At 62.4% G+C, this 19,219-nt stretch carries 13 protein-coding genes; 1 reads left to right on the top strand and 12 read right to left on the bottom strand.

Annotation, left to right across the window (positions count from 1 at the left end; genetic code table 11):
• Nucleotides 1-205: 205 nt before the first annotated feature.
• The 10 genes from AAGS40_RS05115 to AAGS40_RS05070 form a co-directional block, all read right to left on the bottom strand.
• The gene (locus tag AAGS40_RS05115; RefSeq protein WP_345813626.1) at nucleotides 206-781 is read right to left on the bottom strand and encodes a cupin domain-containing protein; all 576 of its coding nucleotides are present in this window, start codon (nucleotides 779-781) and stop codon (nucleotides 206-208) included.
• A 188-nt stretch (nucleotides 782-969) separates the two neighbouring features.
• Nucleotides 970-2,175, bottom strand: coding sequence for a tetratricopeptide repeat protein (locus AAGS40_RS05110; protein ID WP_345813625.1), 1,206 nt, complete (start codon nucleotides 2,173-2,175; stop codon nucleotides 970-972).
• A 9-nt stretch (nucleotides 2,176-2,184) separates the two neighbouring features.
• Nucleotides 2,185-2,613: a biopolymer transporter ExbD gene (locus AAGS40_RS05105; RefSeq protein ID WP_035551441.1), complete on the bottom strand. Its 429-nt coding sequence runs from the start codon at nucleotides 2,611-2,613 to the stop codon at nucleotides 2,185-2,187.
• A 104-nt stretch (nucleotides 2,614-2,717) separates the two neighbouring features.
• Nucleotides 2,718-3,140 (bottom strand): biopolymer transporter ExbD, encoded by a 423-nt coding sequence (locus AAGS40_RS05100; protein ID WP_345813624.1) that lies wholly within the window; start codon nucleotides 3,138-3,140, stop codon nucleotides 2,718-2,720.
• Nucleotides 3,141-3,152: 12 nt separating this feature from the next.
• Nucleotides 3,153-4,058 (bottom strand): MotA/TolQ/ExbB proton channel family protein, encoded by a 906-nt coding sequence (locus tag AAGS40_RS05095; protein WP_345813622.1) that lies wholly within the window; start codon nucleotides 4,056-4,058, stop codon nucleotides 3,153-3,155.
• Between the two features lie 76 nt (nucleotides 4,059-4,134).
• Nucleotides 4,135-4,848: an energy transducer TonB gene (locus AAGS40_RS05090; protein ID WP_345813621.1), complete on the bottom strand. Its 714-nt coding sequence runs from the start codon at nucleotides 4,846-4,848 to the stop codon at nucleotides 4,135-4,137.
• Between the two features lie 940 nt (nucleotides 4,849-5,788).
• Nucleotides 5,789-11,674, bottom strand: a complete 5,886-nt coding sequence (gene uvrA, locus AAGS40_RS05085; RefSeq protein WP_345813620.1) for an excinuclease ABC subunit UvrA — start codon at nucleotides 11,672-11,674, stop codon at nucleotides 5,789-5,791.
• Between the two features lie 391 nt (nucleotides 11,675-12,065).
• Nucleotides 12,066-13,583: an amino acid racemase gene (locus AAGS40_RS05080; protein ID WP_345813619.1), complete on the bottom strand. Its 1,518-nt coding sequence runs from the start codon at nucleotides 13,581-13,583 to the stop codon at nucleotides 12,066-12,068.
• Between the two features lie 197 nt (nucleotides 13,584-13,780).
• Nucleotides 13,781-14,098 carry a single-stranded DNA-binding protein gene (locus AAGS40_RS05075; protein ID WP_345813618.1) on the bottom strand — a complete coding sequence of 106 codons (318 nt, stop codon included), beginning with the start codon at nucleotides 14,096-14,098 and terminating at the stop codon, nucleotides 13,781-13,783.
• A gap of 139 nt (nucleotides 14,099-14,237) precedes the next feature.
• Nucleotides 14,238-15,149, bottom strand: coding sequence for a LysR substrate-binding domain-containing protein (locus AAGS40_RS05070; RefSeq protein WP_345813617.1), 912 nt, complete (start codon nucleotides 15,147-15,149; stop codon nucleotides 14,238-14,240).
• Nucleotides 15,150-15,265: 116 nt separating this feature from the next.
• On the opposite strand from AAGS40_RS05070, the gene AAGS40_RS05065 reads away from it, so the two are divergent.
• On the top strand, nucleotides 15,266-16,009 hold the full coding sequence (locus AAGS40_RS05065) for an SDR family oxidoreductase (RefSeq protein WP_345813616.1): 744 nt from the start codon (nucleotides 15,266-15,268) through the stop codon (nucleotides 16,007-16,009).
• Between the two features lie 117 nt (nucleotides 16,010-16,126).
• On the opposite strand, the gene AAGS40_RS05060 is transcribed toward AAGS40_RS05065, so the two are convergent.
• Both AAGS40_RS05060 and AAGS40_RS05055 read right to left on the bottom strand, forming a co-directional pair.
• Nucleotides 16,127-17,152 carry an aldo/keto reductase gene (locus AAGS40_RS05060; RefSeq protein WP_345813615.1) on the bottom strand — a complete coding sequence of 342 codons (1,026 nt, stop codon included), beginning with the start codon at nucleotides 17,150-17,152 and terminating at the stop codon, nucleotides 16,127-16,129.
• Nucleotides 17,153-17,229: 77 nt separating this feature from the next.
• Nucleotides 17,230-18,978: a tetratricopeptide repeat-containing glycosyltransferase family protein gene (locus AAGS40_RS05055; protein ID WP_345813614.1), complete on the bottom strand. Its 1,749-nt coding sequence runs from the start codon at nucleotides 18,976-18,978 to the stop codon at nucleotides 17,230-17,232.
• Between the last annotated feature and the right edge of the window lie 241 nt (nucleotides 18,979-19,219).

The following is a 19,219-nucleotide window of genomic DNA, read 5'->3' as shown; positions in this document are numbered from 1 at the left end:
ACGCGGAATACTTCAATCCATGAATATCGGACTACTAATCTGTTAAAAACGAAACGCGCGGCGCTCGCTAACCTGTTTCACCTGTCATGTCGTATCGGGCCTTCTTTACCATCCCATGCGGACCGATACCTTCAACCACGCCAAACCTTAAGTTATGCTTACAAACGCGAACATGCGTTGTGCGCGGACTTCTTTTAATGCGGCCTTAGAACAAACGAGGCGTACCCACCCAGACCAGCACGGCTTCTTCGCCGGCAGTATTGGACCAGGCGTGGGGTACGGTGGACTCATAGTGCGCGGTGTCACCTGCGTGCAATACGAATGTCGTACCTTCTAACGTGAGCGATATCTGGCCGCTCATGACATACAAAAACTCTTCACCTGCGTGCGTCGTGACTTCCGACGGGTTCGTCCCCACCGGCATTCTGACCAGAATCACTTCGAGCTTGCTGCCCACTGACAGATTGGTCAGCCGCGCAAACAGATTGGCGCTCCCGTCGAATCCAAAGTACTTCAACTCACTTGCGCGACGCACCGATCTGTCTTCCGTCGGTGTATCGACGAAGTACTGTACCGTGACGCCCAGCGCTCTTGCGATGCCCACCAGCGACGTGATCGACGGAGTTGCATGGCCTCGTTCTACCTGCGACAGAAAGGGCTTGGAAATGCCCGCAGTCTTTGCCACTTCATCCAGCGTGCGCTTGAGCCGATGACGAAGCGCGCGGATTTTGCTGCCTATTGAGACCGCTACATGTGCCTTGTTATCGAGTGGCAAAACCATAGCAAGACAGAATCCTGTAGTCAAAATTAGTTTGATATATGCAAACTATGTTTATTGCGTACAACACTCTCCTTTAAACCATTGCGCCGGATTGCCGATCGGCGAGTGCAGCGAAGCTCGCGTTCGAAGCATGAAGCCGCTCCGAACGCAGCCAATCGATCAAACGTGTCGGCCGGATCTACACCGTTCTATTTGGACGCCACCAGCACCCACAGCCGGGCGAGGTCGGCCGAACCATCGTTGCCTTTGACGGCGCGGAACGTCTGCACTGCACGAGCCTTGTCGCCGGCCAGGTAGTAGGCTTCGCCAAGATGCAACTGCGCCTGATCGGGATGGTCCAGTCCGCCCTTCGCGATCGCCGCGTCCATGGCCGCGATGCCCTGTTTGGCCTGTCCCGCAAAAACCTGGTTGAAGGCTGCGTTCACCGGCGCAACAGGATTCGCCGGATCGGCCGGAGCCTGCGCGCGCTTTGCGGCAAGTGCCTGCAAACGCTTCTCGCGATCTGCCTGCGCGTCGTGTCCGAGCACACCTGATGCGAAGCCCTGGTCGATCACCTGCTTGCCTTCGGCAGTCGTGCCCGCGACGATGGCAAGCTGCGTCATCTCCATGTAGTCGTCGGCAGTGGACAGCGAGCCCGTCGCGCGGCGCAGACGATAAGTGTCGATGTCGAGCGCCGATGAATAGCCCGGCTTGTTGCGAATCGCCGAGAAGAGATCGTCCCAGTACGATTGCTTCGGGTGATACGCGACGAGCTTTTCAAGCGCACTGCGATAGGTTGCGTCGTCTTTCACGCGCTGCGCGCAGGTGCCGAGCAGTTGCAGTTGCGACTCATCCGGCGCGTGGCCCGCGCGCGCCTGTGCGTCGACGGTCGGCTTGAGCAGGCTCACCACATCGGCGCAATCGTTCGACAGGTAGTACGACTGCACGAGCAAAGTTCGCATATCGGGATCCGTACCGCCCGATTTCAGATAACGCTGCGCCACTTTCGCCGCTTGCGCATAGTTCTTTTGCTGAAAGTAGATGCCGGCGAGCGCAGCGCTGGTGCGCTGCTCGTCCGCGCCCGTCAGCTTGCCTGACGCCAGCAACGTTTCGTACGCCTGAGCAGCAACGCCGTTCTCTCCGGCCGCTACCGCCGCCGCGCCGCGCATTTCCTCGACCATATAGCTTTCGTATGGCGTCTTGCCGGGTACGGCCGCGGCCTGGTCGATCTTCGTCAACGCGTCCTTGTACTTGTGCGCGCGATAGAGATCCTGCGCGGCATTCAGCGGCTTCGCGATATCGGGCCGCAACGTGTCCGCTGCATGAGATACCGCCGGCAGCACGGCAAACGCGGACAGCCCGCTCACCGCGGCCGCGATGACCGCGTGTCTGAAACGTCGATGGATCGTGCGCATTGCCCTTCCTTATTGCATGTATTGCTCGTTACCGATCAGGCCGATCTTCGTCGCGCCCAATCGTTGTGCGGAAGCCATCACCGCCGCGACATCCTTGTACGGCACCAGCTTGTTCGGACGCAGATGAATCTCGGCCTGCACCGGCTCGGCCGCGACCTGCGCGAGACGGCTTTCGAGCGCCGCGCGGTCCGGCACCGGCTGGCCATTCCACGTCGTGGTGCCGTCGAAGTCGATATCGATCTGCACGACTTCCGGCTGCGTGATCGGCGGCGGCGGATTGCCGACCGGCAGATTCATCTTGATTGCGTGCGTCTGGATCGGAATGGTGATGATCAGCATGATGAGCAACACCAGCATCACGTCGATCAGCGGCGTGGTGTTGATGTCGACCATCACATCCGGTTCGCTGCCGCCGCCTGACGATACGTTCATACCCATGATCGGCTCCTGTCGTTCGGACCGTGCGCCTGCTCTGCCGGCCGGAGTTCGCACTGGCGCTCACTCCGGTCCATGCAGGACACCCGATCCGACTTCGTGCAAAGTTAGCCGCCGCGCGCGGGCGGCTCGGTGATAAACGAAACCTTGGCAATACCGGCGCGTTCGCACGCGGTAATCACCCGGCCAATGAACTCATAGCGCGCACTCTGATCGCCGCGGACATGCACTTCCGGCTGCGGCGTCATGACGGAGACCGTCTTCAGACGCGCGAGCAACGTGGGTGCATCCACCTGCTTCTCGTTCCAGAAGAAATCACCGTCGCGATTCACCGCGATGACGATACTTTTGGGCGTGGTCTGCAGCGGCTGGATCGTTTCCTTCGGCAACTGCACCGGCACCGTGTGCGTGACCACCGGAATCGTGATCAGAAAGATGATCAGCAGAACCAGCATCACATCGACGAGCGGCGTGGTGTTGATACTGGAGATGACCTCGTCGTTATCTTCCTGCCCAACGCTCATTGCCATGACGAACTCCGCTTATTGAGCCAGCGATGTTTCGCGAGCCGTTGCACGCGCCGAGCGGCGGCTGCCGGCCAGCAGTACGGTATGCAGCTGCGCGCCGAACGCACGGACACGCTCCATCACCGACTTGTTGCGGCGAACCAGGAAGTTGTAGCCGAGCACGGCGGGCACCGCCACCGCGAGACCGATCGCGGTCATGATCAGCGCCTCGCCGACCGGCCCCGCAACCTTGTCGATCGAAGCCTGACCGGCAATACCGATTGCCGTCAGCGCGTGATAGATACCCCAGACCGTGCCGAACAGGCCGACGAACGGCGCCGTCGAGCCGACCGTGCCGAGGAATGCCAGACCGTCCTGCAGGCGGTTCGACACGTTGGTGATCGCGCGTTCGACCGACGTATCGATCCACGTGTTGCGATCCACTGCTTCGAGCAGCGCTTCGTCGTGATGCTCGCCGGCTTCGATCGCGGTTTCCGCGATGAAGCGGAACGGCGACGCTTCGTCGAGCAGCTTTGCGCCCTCGGCAAGCGACGGCGCTGCCCACAGTTGCTCGTCTGCGCTCTTCGCACGACGGTTCGCACGGAACTGCTCGAAGAACTTGGTGATCATGATGTACCAGCTGCCCATGGACATCAGTACGAGCAGGATCAGCACGAAACGGGCAACGAAGTCGCCGTTCTTCCAGAGCGCGCCGAGTCCGTACGGATTGTTGACGGTCTCCGACGTGGCCGGTGCGGGCGGCGGCACCGCTTCGTCAGCGGCGGAGCCTGCGGTTTGCGGTGCGGCGGTGGCCGGTGCAGCGGCCGACGCGGTGGCGTCGCTTGCCTGCGCTTGCGCCATATGCGGTGCGACAAAGGTATCCACCGTGGTTACGGCGATCAACATGCTTGCCGCCAGTGCGGCGAGAGTACGCTTCTTCATGCCTGCTCCAAGTTCATTAGTACAACTTCTCAACTAAGACTGATAAATCGCTACCGGTACCGAACAGCCTGTGACGTCAGTTCAGGTTAAACGAGAACGGAACTTGCACACGGACAGCCTGGCCTTGGGAAACGCACGTGAACTGCTTGACCGCGTTGAATGCCGCGCGATCCAGTGAGGAATCTTCTGACGACTTGGCAACACGTTCATTCGTGATATGGCCTTGCGCGTCGACGACGAATTCGATCAGGACGTCGCCGGTCACGTTGTTTTCCTGTGCTTCCTTCGGATAGCGGATCGACGAGCGGATCTGGTCCGAGTTCGGGCAGGCCACACCGACTTCGCTGCTCACAGGCTTGGGCGTCGGCGCGGGCGGGGCCGGCGGTGCGGGCGGCGCGACAGCCGGCGCCGACACCACGGGCGCAGCCTGGTGCGTGATGGTCGGTTGCGGCGGCGTTTGCACCTGCACTTCCGGCGGCGGCACGAACGGCGGCGGCGGAGGGGCGAACTTAGGCGGCGGCAGTTGCACGGTGGGCAGCGGCGGCGGTGGCGGCGGCTTCACCGGCTCGATGATTTTCGTTTCGATCGGATGCTGAATGACCTGCACGACCTTGGTGGCAAGGCCGTTGATCAGTGCGTAGATCAGCACGACGTGCAGGAGTAGAACGACTGCGATGCCGCCAAAGCGGCGCACTGGATTCTGCTGCTTGCGCCCGAACTCTCGCGGGCGTCCCGGCCTTTCCGTCCGGGCTGTTGTTGCCGGAAACTGCCCCTCAACTTTCGTACCCACCTTTACTCCTCCGGCGTGAACCATTCATTTCTGTCACTGCAATGCGCTGACTACCGCAAACAGCATTCACTTCGACCGATCGATATGATCGGCACAGCGTTGATATGTAGTCCAAATTGAACGATTTGCCTCGCTCCGATAAAGCCGGAGCGACCGCAGTCACATCACTGCCGTACGGGATCTTCGAAACGAGACATTAAAACTAGGTAGAACTACTAATAGAGCGAAATCGATTCAGTCGTCTCGGACTGACATGAGTGCCGGCCATCCGTCATGCACTCGCGCCACGCTAAATGGAACTTTTCATACGGATGTCACCATGCATTTCATGGGAGGCAACAATAGCAGGACAAAAAATCCGTGGTCAAACTTTTTTTGATGTAAGCATACTTAGTTTAGAGATAACACTCTAAACGGCGCGCTACATGTGTTGCTATAGAGGAGCTACCGTAATTCCAGCGGAAGCAAACAGGCGATGACCTGATCGATAGTTGGGACACAGTAGCGTGGTGACGCTCGAGCACGTCTCGAAGGCATGCTGCGGACAACAGGGACGTGGTTGCGCAAAACCTTGTCCGGCGGGCGTTTGCGGGGAGTGACCCGTTGCCGGCGGCGGGTTCATGCTTAAGTCAGTCAGGCGCTCGCCTCCGCACGAAAACACTGTGCGGCCGAGGCAAAACATAGCAGAAGGAAAACAACGCTTAAACCTGTTTTTTGCTGTATTTAAACCACATCAATTAGGCATTTCAAATACGCGTAAATGAAATTACGAAATCATTATTTTTAATTACATATCGCCCACAAAACATTTAACGCACCGAATTGAATAAGGCGCTGCGCCACAATAGGGATTAATTCGCTTTCCTGGGCCAGGGTTTTCCATCCCGGCTATGATGAGTTAACAAGAGGGCGCGACAGGTGCGCCGCTCCTGTTATTTGCCTAGCCGTTCGTGCCCTCGCCTGCCATGACTTCGCTGTGATGAGTGCGTGCCAATACCGGCCGCAACGCTGTGCCGGTGTGACTCGCCGCCACGCGGGAGAGCGCTTCAGGGTCCGTGGCCGCGACGATCGTGCCGCCGCCCACACCTCCCTCCGGACCCAGGTCGATAACCCAGTCGGCCTCCGCGATCACGTCGAGATCGTGCTCGATCACGATCACGCTATGGCCGCCGTCTGCAAGCCGGTGGAGCACGCGAATGAGCCTTGCGACATCGGCCATATGCAGACCGACTGTAGGCTCGTCCAGCACATACAGCGTATGCGGCGGCTTCTGGCCGCGGCGGGTAATGTCGTCGCGAACCTTGCTCAACTCGGTGACCAGTTTGATGCGCTGCGCTTCTCCTCCGGATAGCGTTGGCGACGGCTGACCCAATGTCAGATAGCCGAGGCCGACGTCCTTCATCAGTTGCAACGGGTGGCCAATGTTGGTGATCGATGCGAAGAACTCAACCGCCTCGTCGATCTCCATGGTGAGCACGTCACCAATGTTCTTGCCTCGCCACGTGACTGCAAGCGTTTCAGGATTGAAGCGTTGACCATGACAGACATCGCACGGCACTTTCACGTCGGGCAGGAAGCTCATGCCAATGGTGCGCACGCCTTGCCCTTCGCAGGCCGGACAGCGGCCTTCACCGGTATTGAACGAAAAACGCGACGCCGTGTAGCCGCGTGCGCGTGCTTCGAGCGTGCCCGCAAAAAGTTTGCGGATCGCGTCCCACACGCCGATGTAAGTGGCTGGACAGGATCGCGGCGTCTTGCCGATCGGCGTCTGATCGACTTCCAATACCCGGTCGATGGTCTCCCAGCCCGTGATCGACTCGCAGCCCTGCCATGCGTGCGTGACGTTCAGCGGCGCGCGCGGCGCGGTGCGTGCCAGCACGCTCGAGCGGCGATCGGCAGCCGGCTTTTCCGCGGCCACGGCTCGTGCCCTTCGCGTAGCAGGCGAGGACAGCACCGAGCGACCGACCGCATCGAGCAGGTTGGTCATCAGCACGTCGCGCGCGAGTGTCGATTTGCCGGAACCGCTTACGCCCGTTACTGCGACGAGGCGCGACAACGGAATGCCCACCGTAACGTTGCGCAGGTTATGCAGCCTCGCGCCATGTACGGTGAGCCAGTTTTCCGGCACGGCCGCCGCCCCGCGCTTACCCGCTGCGCGTACTTCGCGGCGGGGCTGCAACGGGTGCACGATCGGCTGTGCGAGGAACTGGCCGGTCAGCGAATCGGGCTGCGCCGACAGGTCCGCCACACTGCCCTGCGCGACGAGTGTGCCGCCACGCTTGCCCGCGCCCGGCCCGATATCGATGATGTGATCCGCGCGCCGGATCGTGTCCTCGTCATGCTCCACGACCACCAGCGTGTTGCCCTTCTCCCCCAGCTTGCGCAACGCGTTCAACAGGATCTGGTTGTCGCGGGGATGCAGACCGATGGTAGGTTCGTCCAGCACGTAGCACACGCCTTGCAGGTTGCTGCCAAGCTGCGCGGCGAGGCGGATCCGCTGCGCCTCGCCACCCGACAGGCTGGGCGCCGCGCGATCCAGGCTCAGATAGCCGAGCCCGACCTCCTCCAGAAATTGCAGCCGGCTGCCGATCTCGCTGACCACGTCACGCGCGATTTCCGCGTCACGTCCGGTCATTTCGAGCGTGTCGATCCACGCGCGCGTGTCGGACACCGTCCACTGCGCGACGTCGACGATCGCCTGTTCGTCGAATGTCACCGCGCGCGCTATCGGATTCAGCCGCGTGCCCGCGCAGTCCGGACACGGTTCGTCCATCAGACCTTCCGGCTCCTGTTCCTCCGACGGCAAACTCTGTTCGCGGCCCCGGTTGTCGTCGACAGCGATCGTGTCGTCGTAGGCGGCGCGCTGCTCGCGCGTGAGCGCGAGGCCCGTTCCGACACACGTGGTACACCAGCCATGCTTGCTGTTGTACGAAAACATGCGCGGGTCGAGTTCGGGATAGCTCGTGCCGCACACCGGACACGCGCGCCTCGTGGACAGCACCTTCACCGCGCCGAGTGTCGCGGTAAGCGCGCCGCTGCTGATCGCGTCGTGCAGACCGTCGAGAGGCGCGAGCAGGTGCATCACGCCTTTGCCGATATCGAGCGTCTGGTCGAGCGCGTGGCGCAAAGCCGCTTCGTCTTCCGCCGACACCACGAGGTCGGCGACCGGCAGTTCGATGGTGTGTTCGCGGAAGCGGTCGAGCTTCGGCCATGGATCGACCGGGACGAATTCGCCGTCCACCCGCAGATGGGTATTGCCGCGCGCCTTGGCCCACTTCGCGAGATCCGTATAGACGCCTTTGCGATTCACGACCAGCGGTGCAAGAAAGCCGACGTGCTGCCCCTTGTGATCGCGCAGCAGTTGCGCCGCGATCGATTCGACGCTTTGTGACGTGACCGGCGTGCCGTCATGAATGCAGTGCTGCAAGCCGAGCTTCACATAGAGCAGCCGCAGGAAGTGCCAGACTTCCGACGTCGTGGCAACCGTACTCTTGCGGCCGCCGCGCGAAAGCCGCTGCTCGATGGCAACAGTCGGCGGAATGCCGTATACGGCATCCACCTCGGGGCGCCCGGCCGGCTGCACGATAGACCTGGCGTAGGCATTGAGCGACTCGAGGTAACGGCGCTGCCCCTCGTGAAACAGAATGTCGAACGCGAGCGTGGATTTGCCTGAACCGGACACACCGGTAATCACGTTGAACTTGCCGTGCGGAATGTCCACGTCGAGCGCTTTGAGATTGTGCTCGCGCGCGTTGACGATGCGCACCACGTCTTCGCCTTCGACTGCGCGACGCGCGCGTGCCGCCGTCAGCGCCTTCTGCAACGGGATGCCCTGCGACGCGGGTTCGGCCGCCGCGTCCATCGCGCGGTCGTATTGCAGCAACGCTTCACCAGTATGCGATTCCGGGCAACGCTTCACGTCTTCCGGCGTGCCCGAGCACAACACACGGCCGCCGCCGTCGCCGCCTTCGGGGCCAAGGTCGATCAGCCAGTCGGCCGCGCGGATCACGTCCAGATTATGTTCGATCACGATCAGCGAGTGACCGCTCGCGAGCAGTTTGCCGAACGCCTGCATCAGTTTCGCGATGTCGTCGAAATGCAGGCCGGTGGTCGGCTCGTCGAACATGAAAAGACGTTTCGGAACGGCCTGCTTCGCGGTGCGCGCGGTGCGCGCCTGTGCGGACTCCGCAAGGAATCCGGCCAGCTTGAGCCGCTGCGCCTCGCCGCCGGATAGCGTGGGGACCGGCTGGCCGAGCTTCACATATTCGAGACCCACGTCGACGATAGGCTGCAGCACGCGCAACACTTCGGCGTCTTTCGCGAAGTACGCGACGGCTTCGCTCACGGTCAGTTCCAGCACGTCCGCAATGCTCAATGCGCGCGCGGGCTCGCCGCGCTCGATCTTCACCTCGAGCAGTTCCGCACGATAGCGGCGCCCGTCGCAATCCGGACAACGCAGGTATACGTCGCTCAGGAACTGCATTTCAATGTGCTCGAAGCCTGAACCGCCGCACGTCGGGCAACGGCCGTCGCCGGAGTTGAAGCTGAACATGCCCGGGCCATACCCGCGCTGCTGCGCAAGCGGCGCCTTGGCGAAGAGCTTGCGGATTTCGTCGAACGCGCCGACATAACTCGCCGGGTTCGAGCGCGCCGTCTTGCCGATCGGCGACTGGTCGACAAAGACCACGTCTGTTACCTGATCCGCGCCAGTCAGGCTGCGATGGGCGCCGGGCGACTCCGTGGCGATGCCGAAATGACGCGCCATGGCCGGATACAGCACATCCTGCAGCAACGTAGACTTGCCGGAACCCGACACACCGGTTACGCAGACAAGCCGCTGCAGCGGAATTTCAACCGTGACGTCGCGCAGATTATGTTCAGTGGCGCCTTCCAGCACGACGCGTGGCGTACTCGCGTCAACGGGACGCCGCGACCAGTGCGCTGCGTCAGCCACGTGCCGGCGACCGCCAAGGTATTCGCCGGTCAATGTGCCGGACGCGCGAATCGCCTCGGGCGCGCCGTCGAAAATGATCGCGCCGCCGCGCTCGCCAGGCCCCGGGCCCATGTCGATCAGGCGGTCCGCGGCGAGCATGACTGACGGATCATGTTCGACCACGACCAGCGTATTGCCCGCGTCGCGCAGGCGGTGCATGGCCTCGACGATCCGGTTCAGGTCACGCGGGTGAAGGCCGATGCTCGGCTCGTCGAGCACGAACAGGGTTTTGGTCAGCGACGTGCCGAGCGCCGTGGTCAGGTTGATCCGCTGCACCTCGCCGCCCGACAGCGTGCGGCTTTGCCGGTCCAGCGTGAGATAACCCAGCCCGACGTCGCACAGATATTTGAGCCGGGTGCGAACCTCGGCCAGCAGCAGTTTCAGCGCGTCGTCGAGCAATGCGCTTGGCAGCGCGATCTCGTCGAAGAAGTGCCGGATGCGCTCGATCGGCATCAGCATCAGATCATGCACCGTGAGGCCCGGCAACGCTTCGAGTTGCGCGCGCTGCCACTGGACGCCGCGCGGCATGAAGCGCTGTGCCGGCGACAGTACATGGTCCGCGTTCGCTTTACCGCCGAGACGCCACAACAGCGACTCTGTTTTCAGCCGCGCGCCGCCGCACGTTTCGCACGGCGTATAGCTGCGGTATTTCGACAGCAGCACGCGAATATGCATCTTGTACGCCTTCGATTCGAGATACTCGAAGAAGCGCTTGACGCCATACCAATGACTCTGCCATTTCCCGTTCCAGTCGGGCGAGCCGTTGATCACCCACTCACGTTCGGCGTCAGTCAGCTCGCTCCATGGCGTGTCGCGGCGAATGTTCGCCTTTGCCGCGTAGCGCATCAGATCGTCCTGACATTCTTTCCACGCCGGCGTTTGCATGGGCTTGACCGCGCCTTCGCGCAAGCTCTTGCGCGCGTCCGGAATGACGAGGCCGAGATCGACGCCGATCACACGGCCGAACCCGCGGCAGACCTCGCACGCGCCGTAGGCCGAATTGAACGAGAACAGCGCCGGCTGCGGGTCCGCGTAGCGCAGATCGCTTTCGGGACTGTGCAGGCCGGTGGAAAAACGCCAGATCTGCGGCTCGGCCTGTTGCGCCTCAGGCGCTTCCGGCACGGCCGGCAACACATAAATGTTGACGCGGCCGCCGCCGCGTTTCAACGACCCCTCGATCGCCTCGACCACGCGCGCCTTCTCTACCGATGTGAGACGGAAGCGGTCGGCGACCACGTCGAGCATCTTGCGCTTGCCAGTGGGCGAGTCGACTTCGCGTTGTGCCTGAACCCGCGTGTAGCCGCTCGCCGACAGCCACTGCTCCACTTCCTGTTCGGACGCCGACTCCGGCAATTCGACCGGGAACGTGACCACGAGCCGCGGATCGTGCTCGGCGGTGCGCTCGAGCAGTTCCGCATAGATCGTTTCAGGTGTGTCGTGACGGACCGGCAGCGCGGTCTGGCGGTCGAACAGTTCCGCCGCGCGCGCATAGAGCAGCTTCAGATGATCGTTCAGCTCCGTCATGGTGCCGACCGTGGAGCGCGAACTGCGCACCGGATTGGTCTGGTCGATCGCAATGGCCGGCGGCACGCCGTCGACCCGGTCCACCTGGGGGCGGTCCATGCGATCAAGAAACTGCCGCGCATAGGCGCTGAACGTTTCGACGTAACGGCGCTGCCCTTCCGCGTACAGCGTGTCGAACACGAGGCTCGACTTGCCGGAACCGGACGGCCCGGTCACGACCGTCATTTCGCCGGTTCGCAGGTCGAGATCGACGTTTTTCAGGTTGTGCTGGCGCGCGCCGCGAATCTTGATGATGCCGTTAGATGACAATTTTTTCGACCGTCTGAATGAGTGGGCTACCTCTCACGGACGCCTCGCGACCGCGCAAGTTCAGTGAAGCTGGGCCGGCGGTGAAAACACGCCCGAACCCTGCTGCAACGGAATACTATACTGTATATTTATACAGTTTTCCACGAGGTCGCCACGTTGCGGGAGGAGAGAAAGAGGCTGCGAAGCGACGCCGCCGGTCATCGTCAAGCAACCGTCGGCAGGCTATAGGGAGCAAGCGTTGTGCCGCCGGTCTGGCGCCAGGAGCCGCCGCCGCAAGGTGCGATAACGTGTCAATGGCAGGCACGGTCCCGGTGTGAATGAATGCTCGCCGAATGTTAGTGCCATCCCCGGCTGTCCGTCCCGGCAGACGCTTGCGAATGTGAGAAGGTGGCTAGCCGTATGCGCGTTCCGCGCCGCTCGGCAGCGGGTGCGCGGAGGCCGGAATCGGTATGGGGTCAGCATCGAGCAGGTCGATCCGCCCCAGTGCATAGGCAACACAGCGCTTCGCCAGCACATCGCCCGGATCGATCCAGTGGAGCGCGGCGCCGTGCCGATGCAGCAGCGCAGTGTCGCGCAGCAGCAAGGGCAGTTCGGTGCAGCCGAGCACGATGACCCGTGCGCCTTGCGACACGAGATCGTCAACGGCGGCGGCGAGATCGTCCACGCATTCGCCGCGTGTAAAGCCGGCTTTCGCGCCGCGTGGACCGTAGATCGCGTTCATCAGACGCGCCTGCGCATCCGGGTGCGGGGTGATCTGGGCAAAGCCGCGCGCTTCGAGCGCCGTCCGGTAGACGCCGCTCGCAAGCGTCCCCGAGGTGGCCAGCACGCCGACATCGCCCAGCGCAGGAAAAGCCTTGCGCAAATGGTCGGCGGTGCACGTCAGCATGTTGACGATCGGAATACCGAGCGAAGGCTGTATCTGGTCGACGAACGCGTGAGCCGTATTGCACGGAATCGCAATGACGTCCGCGCCGCCCTCTTCCAGCGTTTTGCACGCGGCGTAAAGCGCGAGCGTCGGGTCCTCTCCGCCCGCAATCAGCGCCTGCGTGCGGTCGGGAATGTGCGGATTCTGTTCGACCATGATCCGGATATGGTCCTGGTCGCGCGAGGCGGGCGTATTACGCACCAGCCTGCTCATGAAATCGACGGTCGCCGCCGGGCCGACGCCGCCCACCACACCCACCTTGAAAGGCCGCTGCCGCTGCGCAAACGGGGACGCGGCCACGTAGTGGGCGTAGACAAGATTGCTGTCCACGACCGGCACTGGCAGCGGGCCGAGCGCGCGACTCACGAGCGACACTTCGGTCAGGCCAGGCAGTATGATCTCGGCGCCTTGCGCGATCAGGTCTTCGCTTGCGGCGCGCAGCAGTTCGACCGGGCGCCCGTTCAACCGACCGCTTCGGATACCGTTTTTCGAGTAGACCGCGCTCGTCACGCCGTCGGCGCCGCTTTGGCTGCGCGGGTAGAGAATCTGATTGCGGTCCGCGTCGAAATAGCGTTCAAAGAGGCCATTCTCGCGAATCGCGCTGGAAGTGAGCACACCGATACGGTGTACTGAAGGCCACGTGTGCCGCACATGCGCCACCAGCGCGCTCATGATGTTGGCGACGGGCACGTTGACGTTGGCCGTGAGTTCGTCGATGAACGTATGGCTCAGGAAGCACGGCAGCACGATGCCGTCGATGCCGCGTTTCTCGAAAGCACGCATCGTATCGAAAACATGCAGTTTGAACCCGGTGCTCGCCGCGCTCTGCAACGAAGAACCTTGCCACGCATGCGGCTCGAAAACGAGGTCGATGGGGCAGCGAGCGCCTTGCTCGCGGGAGGCGGTGGTCAGCCGGCTCAGCACGTCGGCGCAGGCGAATTGCGCCGCGCCGGTTACCACGCCCAGCGAACGGTGGCGGTCCATGATCGTGTAACCCCTGTTTTTCAATTCCCGGTTTTGTTGCTGATAGTAGGGGGAAATCGATCCGCAGGGGAAATAACGAAAGCGGACTATGGTTTTTTCAGGACACTTTCCCGGCGGCTTTTTTCTGAATGCGGTATTACCCTGGCTGTAGCGACCTGACCGCCCTGCCCCCGCGTCTGCAGCCAGCCCCGTGCGCCTTAGTGCTCACCTTCCCGACGGCCGTCATAAGCGCTCAGCAGTCTATGCGCGATCATGTCGATCGCGGGTTTGACGAGACCGTTCTTGTCGGTCCACACCTTAGGGGTTATCGTGCCGCTCAGCGCGACGCTGTCCGCGTCGGCCAGTGCGAGCAATGCGGTCTGCACGGCGTCGTCGAATGCGATCACGTTGACGAATATCGTGTCACCGTCTTTGGTGGTCGCGCGAAGCTTGCACGTCACAAACCGGCTGCCGTTCTGACCCGTGCGAATCTGCGCTTCGCCGTACAAGCGGCCGCCCACCAGTCCATCGATCATTGCCCTGCTCCTGTTTCATTGTTCGTGCGACAGGCACCCGAACGGCCTGCCCGCGATGCGTATGATCCCACGACGCGCAGCGCAGTCCGCATAAAAGAACAGAGGGTTCGAATGCGGACCGGCAACGTCTAGCGAACGCTTACGGTGACCCGTTGATCGTCGCAGCCGCGGCCTCGAAAATATCGCGCAACCACTGCGCAAACACCCGTACACGCGACGACAGTTGACGATTCTGCGGATAGAGCACGGAAACGGGCATCGGTGGCGGTGGAAAGTCCGCAAGAATGACTTGCAGCCGACCGTCTGCAAGTTCGCCCGCCACACGGTAACGCGGCACCTGGACGATGCCGAGCCCCGCGACCGCCGCGCCGGTATAAAGCTCCGTGCCCGTCACGGATACCGCGGACGGCAGCGTCACCGCTGTTTCGCGACCGCCGACGCTGAACTCGAGCGGCACCGGTCGGCCGGTCGCGCTCGACACGTAGTTCACCGCCCGATGCGCAGACAACGCCGACGGATCGTGCGGCGTGCCGAACGCTTCCAGATACACCGGGCTCGCCACCGTGACCTGCGGCAACCGGGCGACGCGGCGCCCGACCATCGACGAATCCTGCAGGTTGCCCGCCCGCAGCACGCAGTCCACGCCCTCGCGCACCAGATCGACGAAGCGGTCGTCTTCGCCGATCGTCAATTCGATACCGGGAAATCGCGCCAGAAACGCGGGCAACTCGGGCACGACGAAATAGCGCGCCAGCGTGCCCTGCAGATTCACGCGCAAAATCCCCTTCGGCGCGATATTTGAGAACGAACCTTCGGCCTCCTCCAGGTCCGCGATCAGCCGCACGCAGCGGCGGTAGTAAGCGTCGCCGTCCTGCGTAAGCCGAACCGTGCGTGTCGTGCGTTCAAGCAGCCTCGCGCCGAGGCGTTCTTCCAGCCGCTTCATCAGGTTGGTGACGGTAGCGCGCGGTATCTGCAGATCGTCGGAAGCACGCGTGAAGCTCTGCCGCTCCGCAATCCGCACGAACACGCGCATTTCCTCAAAACGATCCATGCGGGCGCTCTATTGTTGAAGTGAATGGAATGATGTTGGCCAGTCTAGCGTGATTATCTATGCGCGCGAAGCGCTCATCATGAGGCCACTTATTCACCGACCCTAAGGAACGCACCATGAGCACGAATTCGAACGCTCGTATCGCCATCGTGACCGGCGCGGCACGCGGGATCGGCGCCGCGCTGGCTCAGCGCCTCGCCACAGACGGCCTCGCGGTCGTCGTCAACTATGCATCCAGCTCGAAGGAAGCCGACGCGCTGGTCGCCGGACTGAGTGCGTCCGGCGCGAAGGCCATTGCGGTCAAGGCCGACGTCTCGAAGCCCGACGACGTGCGCCGCCTGTTCGACACAGTGGAGCAGCGACTCGGCAGGGTAGATGTGCTGGTGAACAACGCGGGCGTAATGACGACGACGCAGATCGCCGAGACCAGCGACGCGCAATATGACCAGATGTTCGACATCAACGTGCGCGGCACTTTCAATACGCTGCGCGAAGCGGCCGCGCGGATGAACGACGGCGGACGCATCGTCAACTTCTCGACCACGGCGCTGGCGCTGAACATGCCAGGCTACGCGATCTACAACGCGACCAAAGCTTCCGTCGAAACCTTCACGCATGTGTTCGCAAAAGAATTGCGCGGCCGCAACATCACGGTCAACGCCGTGGCGCCGGGACCGATTGCAACGCCGCTTTTTCTCGACGGCAAGACCGACGAGCAGATCAGGACTTTCACGAACATGCCGCCGCTGCAACGCCTCGGCGAACCGGAGGATATCGCTTCGGTGGTGTCGTTTCTCGTGGGACCGGATGCCGGCTGGGTGAACGGTCAGGTGCTGCGCGCGAATGGCGGGCTTGCGTGATCGACGGCGCATGCGTCGAGTTCATCAGGTGCTCCGGCCGGACTCGATCAGTGATCGGCCCGAACCGGGGGGCACTACCCGGAACTCGACGAGTTCCGGGCGTTGCGCCTCGCGCATTCATACCGCTTTCGGATTACGCTCCGCAAATCCTTCCTGATGCCAGTAAGGGTAAGCGGGCCGCACGGCGCTGGCCGCATCGAGCTTCGCCATCTGTTCGGGCGTCAGATTCCAGCCCACGGCGCCCAGATTCTGGCGCAATTGTTCCTCATTACGCGCGCCGATCAATACCGTCGATACCGTGGGCCGCTGCAACAGCCAGTTCAGTGCAATCTGCGGTACGGTCTTGCCGGTTTCCGCGGCCACTTCGTCGATCGCGTCGAGCACGCGAAACAGATACTCTTCCGGCACCGGCGGCCCCATGTCGGCTGTCTTGTGCAAACGGCTCGAATCGGGCAACGGCTGCCCGCGCTTGATCTTGCCCGTCAGACGTCCCCAGCCGAGCGGACTCCATACTACGGCGCCCACCCCTTGATCGATGCCTAGCGGCATCAACTCCCACTCGTAATCGCGGCCTACCAGCGAGTAATACGTTTGATTCGCCACATAGCGTGGATAACCGTAGCGGTCAGCGACGTCCTGCGATTTCATCAGGTGCCAGCCCGAGAAGTTCGACACGCCCGTGTAGCGGATCTTGCCGGCGCGCACGAGGTCGTCGAGCGTCGACATGACTTCTTCGACCGGCGTTCTGGCGTCGAAACCGTGCAACTGGAACAGGTCGATGTAATCGGTCTGCAGGCGCTTGAGTGCGGAATGGACGGCCTCTATCAGATGAAAACGCGACGAGCCGACGTTGTTCGGACCGTCGTCGAAACGGAAGGTCGCCTTGGTCGAGATGATCGCTTTGTCGCGCTTGCCTTTCAGCGCTTCGCCCAGGACCGATTCCGATGCGCCGCTCGAATAGATGTCCGCGGTGTCGAACATCGACACGCCTGCGTCGAAGCAGATATCGATCAGACGACGCGCTTCCGCGACGTCGGTCGCGCCCCAAGCCTGAAAAAATTCCCCCTTGCCGCCGAACGTGCCCGTGCCGAAACTCAGTACCGGCACCTTGAAACCGGATGCACCCAGATGTCTATATTCCATTGATGTTCCTCCGTGGCTTCAACGTCGATGAACGGACGATCAGTCTACGCGCGTCCGCACAAATGTGTTGCCGACGCTCATGCGGCCCGTGCGTGCGCCGCGCTGCGCACGGCGAGCGCGTCACGCACGGCGTGCATGACGCTGTCCCAGTCGCCCAGCGCCGGCTGCCGGAAAAGCGTTGCGCTCGGGTACCACGGCGTGTCGCTGCGTTCGAGCATCCAGCGCCAGCATGTGTCGAAGCGGTTCAGTATCCACACCGGCCGGTTCAAGGCGCCCGCAAGATGCGCGGTGGATGTGTCGACGGAAATCACCAGATCCAGGTTCGCCACGAGCGCCGCCGTGTCCGCGAAATCATGAAGCGCGTCCGTGTAGTCGATCACCTGTTGCTCTGCCGGCGTCCCCACGCGTTGCTGCGCGGCCGCTCCTTTCTGCAGACTGAAGAACTGCACGTTCGGCACGTCGAGCAACGGCGCCATGTGCGCGAACGTCATCGAGCGACGCGCGTCGTTCTTCCGCAATTCGGCGACATGGGGACGATTGCCTCCTGCCCAGACGAGGCCGACTTTCAGCTTGCGGTTCGTCGAAGTGTCCATCCGTGCGTCCATCCGTGCGTCGATCCGGTCGCGCCATTGACGGGTCGCGTCACTGTCCGCATGGAGATACGGCGTGCGCGCGGGAATGCTCGTCAGGTTCGTGCCGAAGGCGAGCGGCAGACTCAGCAGCGGACAATGGCAATCGAAGTGCGGCAGCGCGCCGCCCTCTTCGACGAGTTGATCGACACCGTCGAGCGTGGTCAGGAGCCGCGTCAGTTCCGGCTGCACCTGCAGCACCACCTTTGCACCCCGCTTCGACACGAGCGCGGCGTAACGGCAGAACTGCAAGGTATCGCCGAGACCTTGCTCCGCGTGCAACAGAATCGTCTTGCCGTCGATAGAAAAATCGCCCAGCCACAGCGGCTGCGCGAATTCGCGCCTGCTCGCGCTGATCCGGTTGCGTGCCCAACGCCATTCATAGCTCCGCCAGCCGGCATCGAAGTCGCCCATTTGCAGCAGGCACAGCGCCCGGTTCCAGTGCGTCTCGACCGCATCCGGATTCACTTCCAATACGCGCTCGTAGCTCGACAACGCCGCTTCATGCTGACCCAGATCGATCTGCGTGAGGCCGAGATTGTTCCAGGCGTCCGCGAATGCGGGTGCCAATTCGAGTGCGCGACGATAGCAGCGCTCCGCTTCCTGTGGCTTGTTCAGATCGCTCAGCGCGTTGCCGCGATTGCTCCACGCGTCGGGATAAGCCGGTTCGAGCGCGAGGGCGCGATCGCAACTCGCGAGCGCGTCGGCGGCACGGCCGAGATCGCGCAATACGCAGGCGCGATTGTTCCAGGCCGGCGCACAATCGGGCGACAGCGTCAGCGCGCGATCGAACGTGGCGAGCGCGTCAGCGGGTCGATTCAGGCCGGCCAATGCGTTGCCGCGATTGTTCAATGCATCGGCAAATTGAGGCTGCAACGCCAGCGCACGGTCGGCGCTGGCGAGCGCTGCCTCGAAGCGCTGCAACGCGTTTAGCGCATACGCAAGATTGGAATGGACGGGCGCGAGCCGTGCGTTCACGGCCACCGCGCGCTTGAGCCACGCCACACCCTCCTCCAGGCGGCCGGTCTGCAATGCCAGCGCACCGAGCAACTGCAAGGCGTCAAGATGCCGGGGCTTCAGTTCGAGGATTTCGCGATAGAGTTCTTCGGCTTCAGTCAACGCGCCGTTGCGTTGCAGTGCGACGGCCTGCTGAAGCATGTGCTCCAGTCGTTGCGGCAAATTGGCAGGTTTGCTCATACGGTGAGCGCGAAGAGTCTGGGGGAAGTGAACCGGTTCAACGCTTTGGGAAAACCATGTGGTGCGCGCAAAGCCATGCGAGGTTGGAAGCGTCGCAAGCGATTATCGCTGAATTCGTGTGACGAAGAGCGGACGGCCTTGCCAGTCGACGTCAGCCTTTTCATCATGAAACGGCCTATGCTCGCGTCAACGTCGCCAAACTTCATACCAAATATCCGGAGTGCTCGCCAAGCGGCGCGGG

It is taken from the genome of Paraburkholderia sp. PREW-6R (assembly GCF_039621805.1).
GTDB lineage: Bacteria > Pseudomonadota > Gammaproteobacteria > Burkholderiales > Burkholderiaceae > Paraburkholderia.
This window is presented reverse-complemented; position numbering and strand designations above follow the sequence as displayed.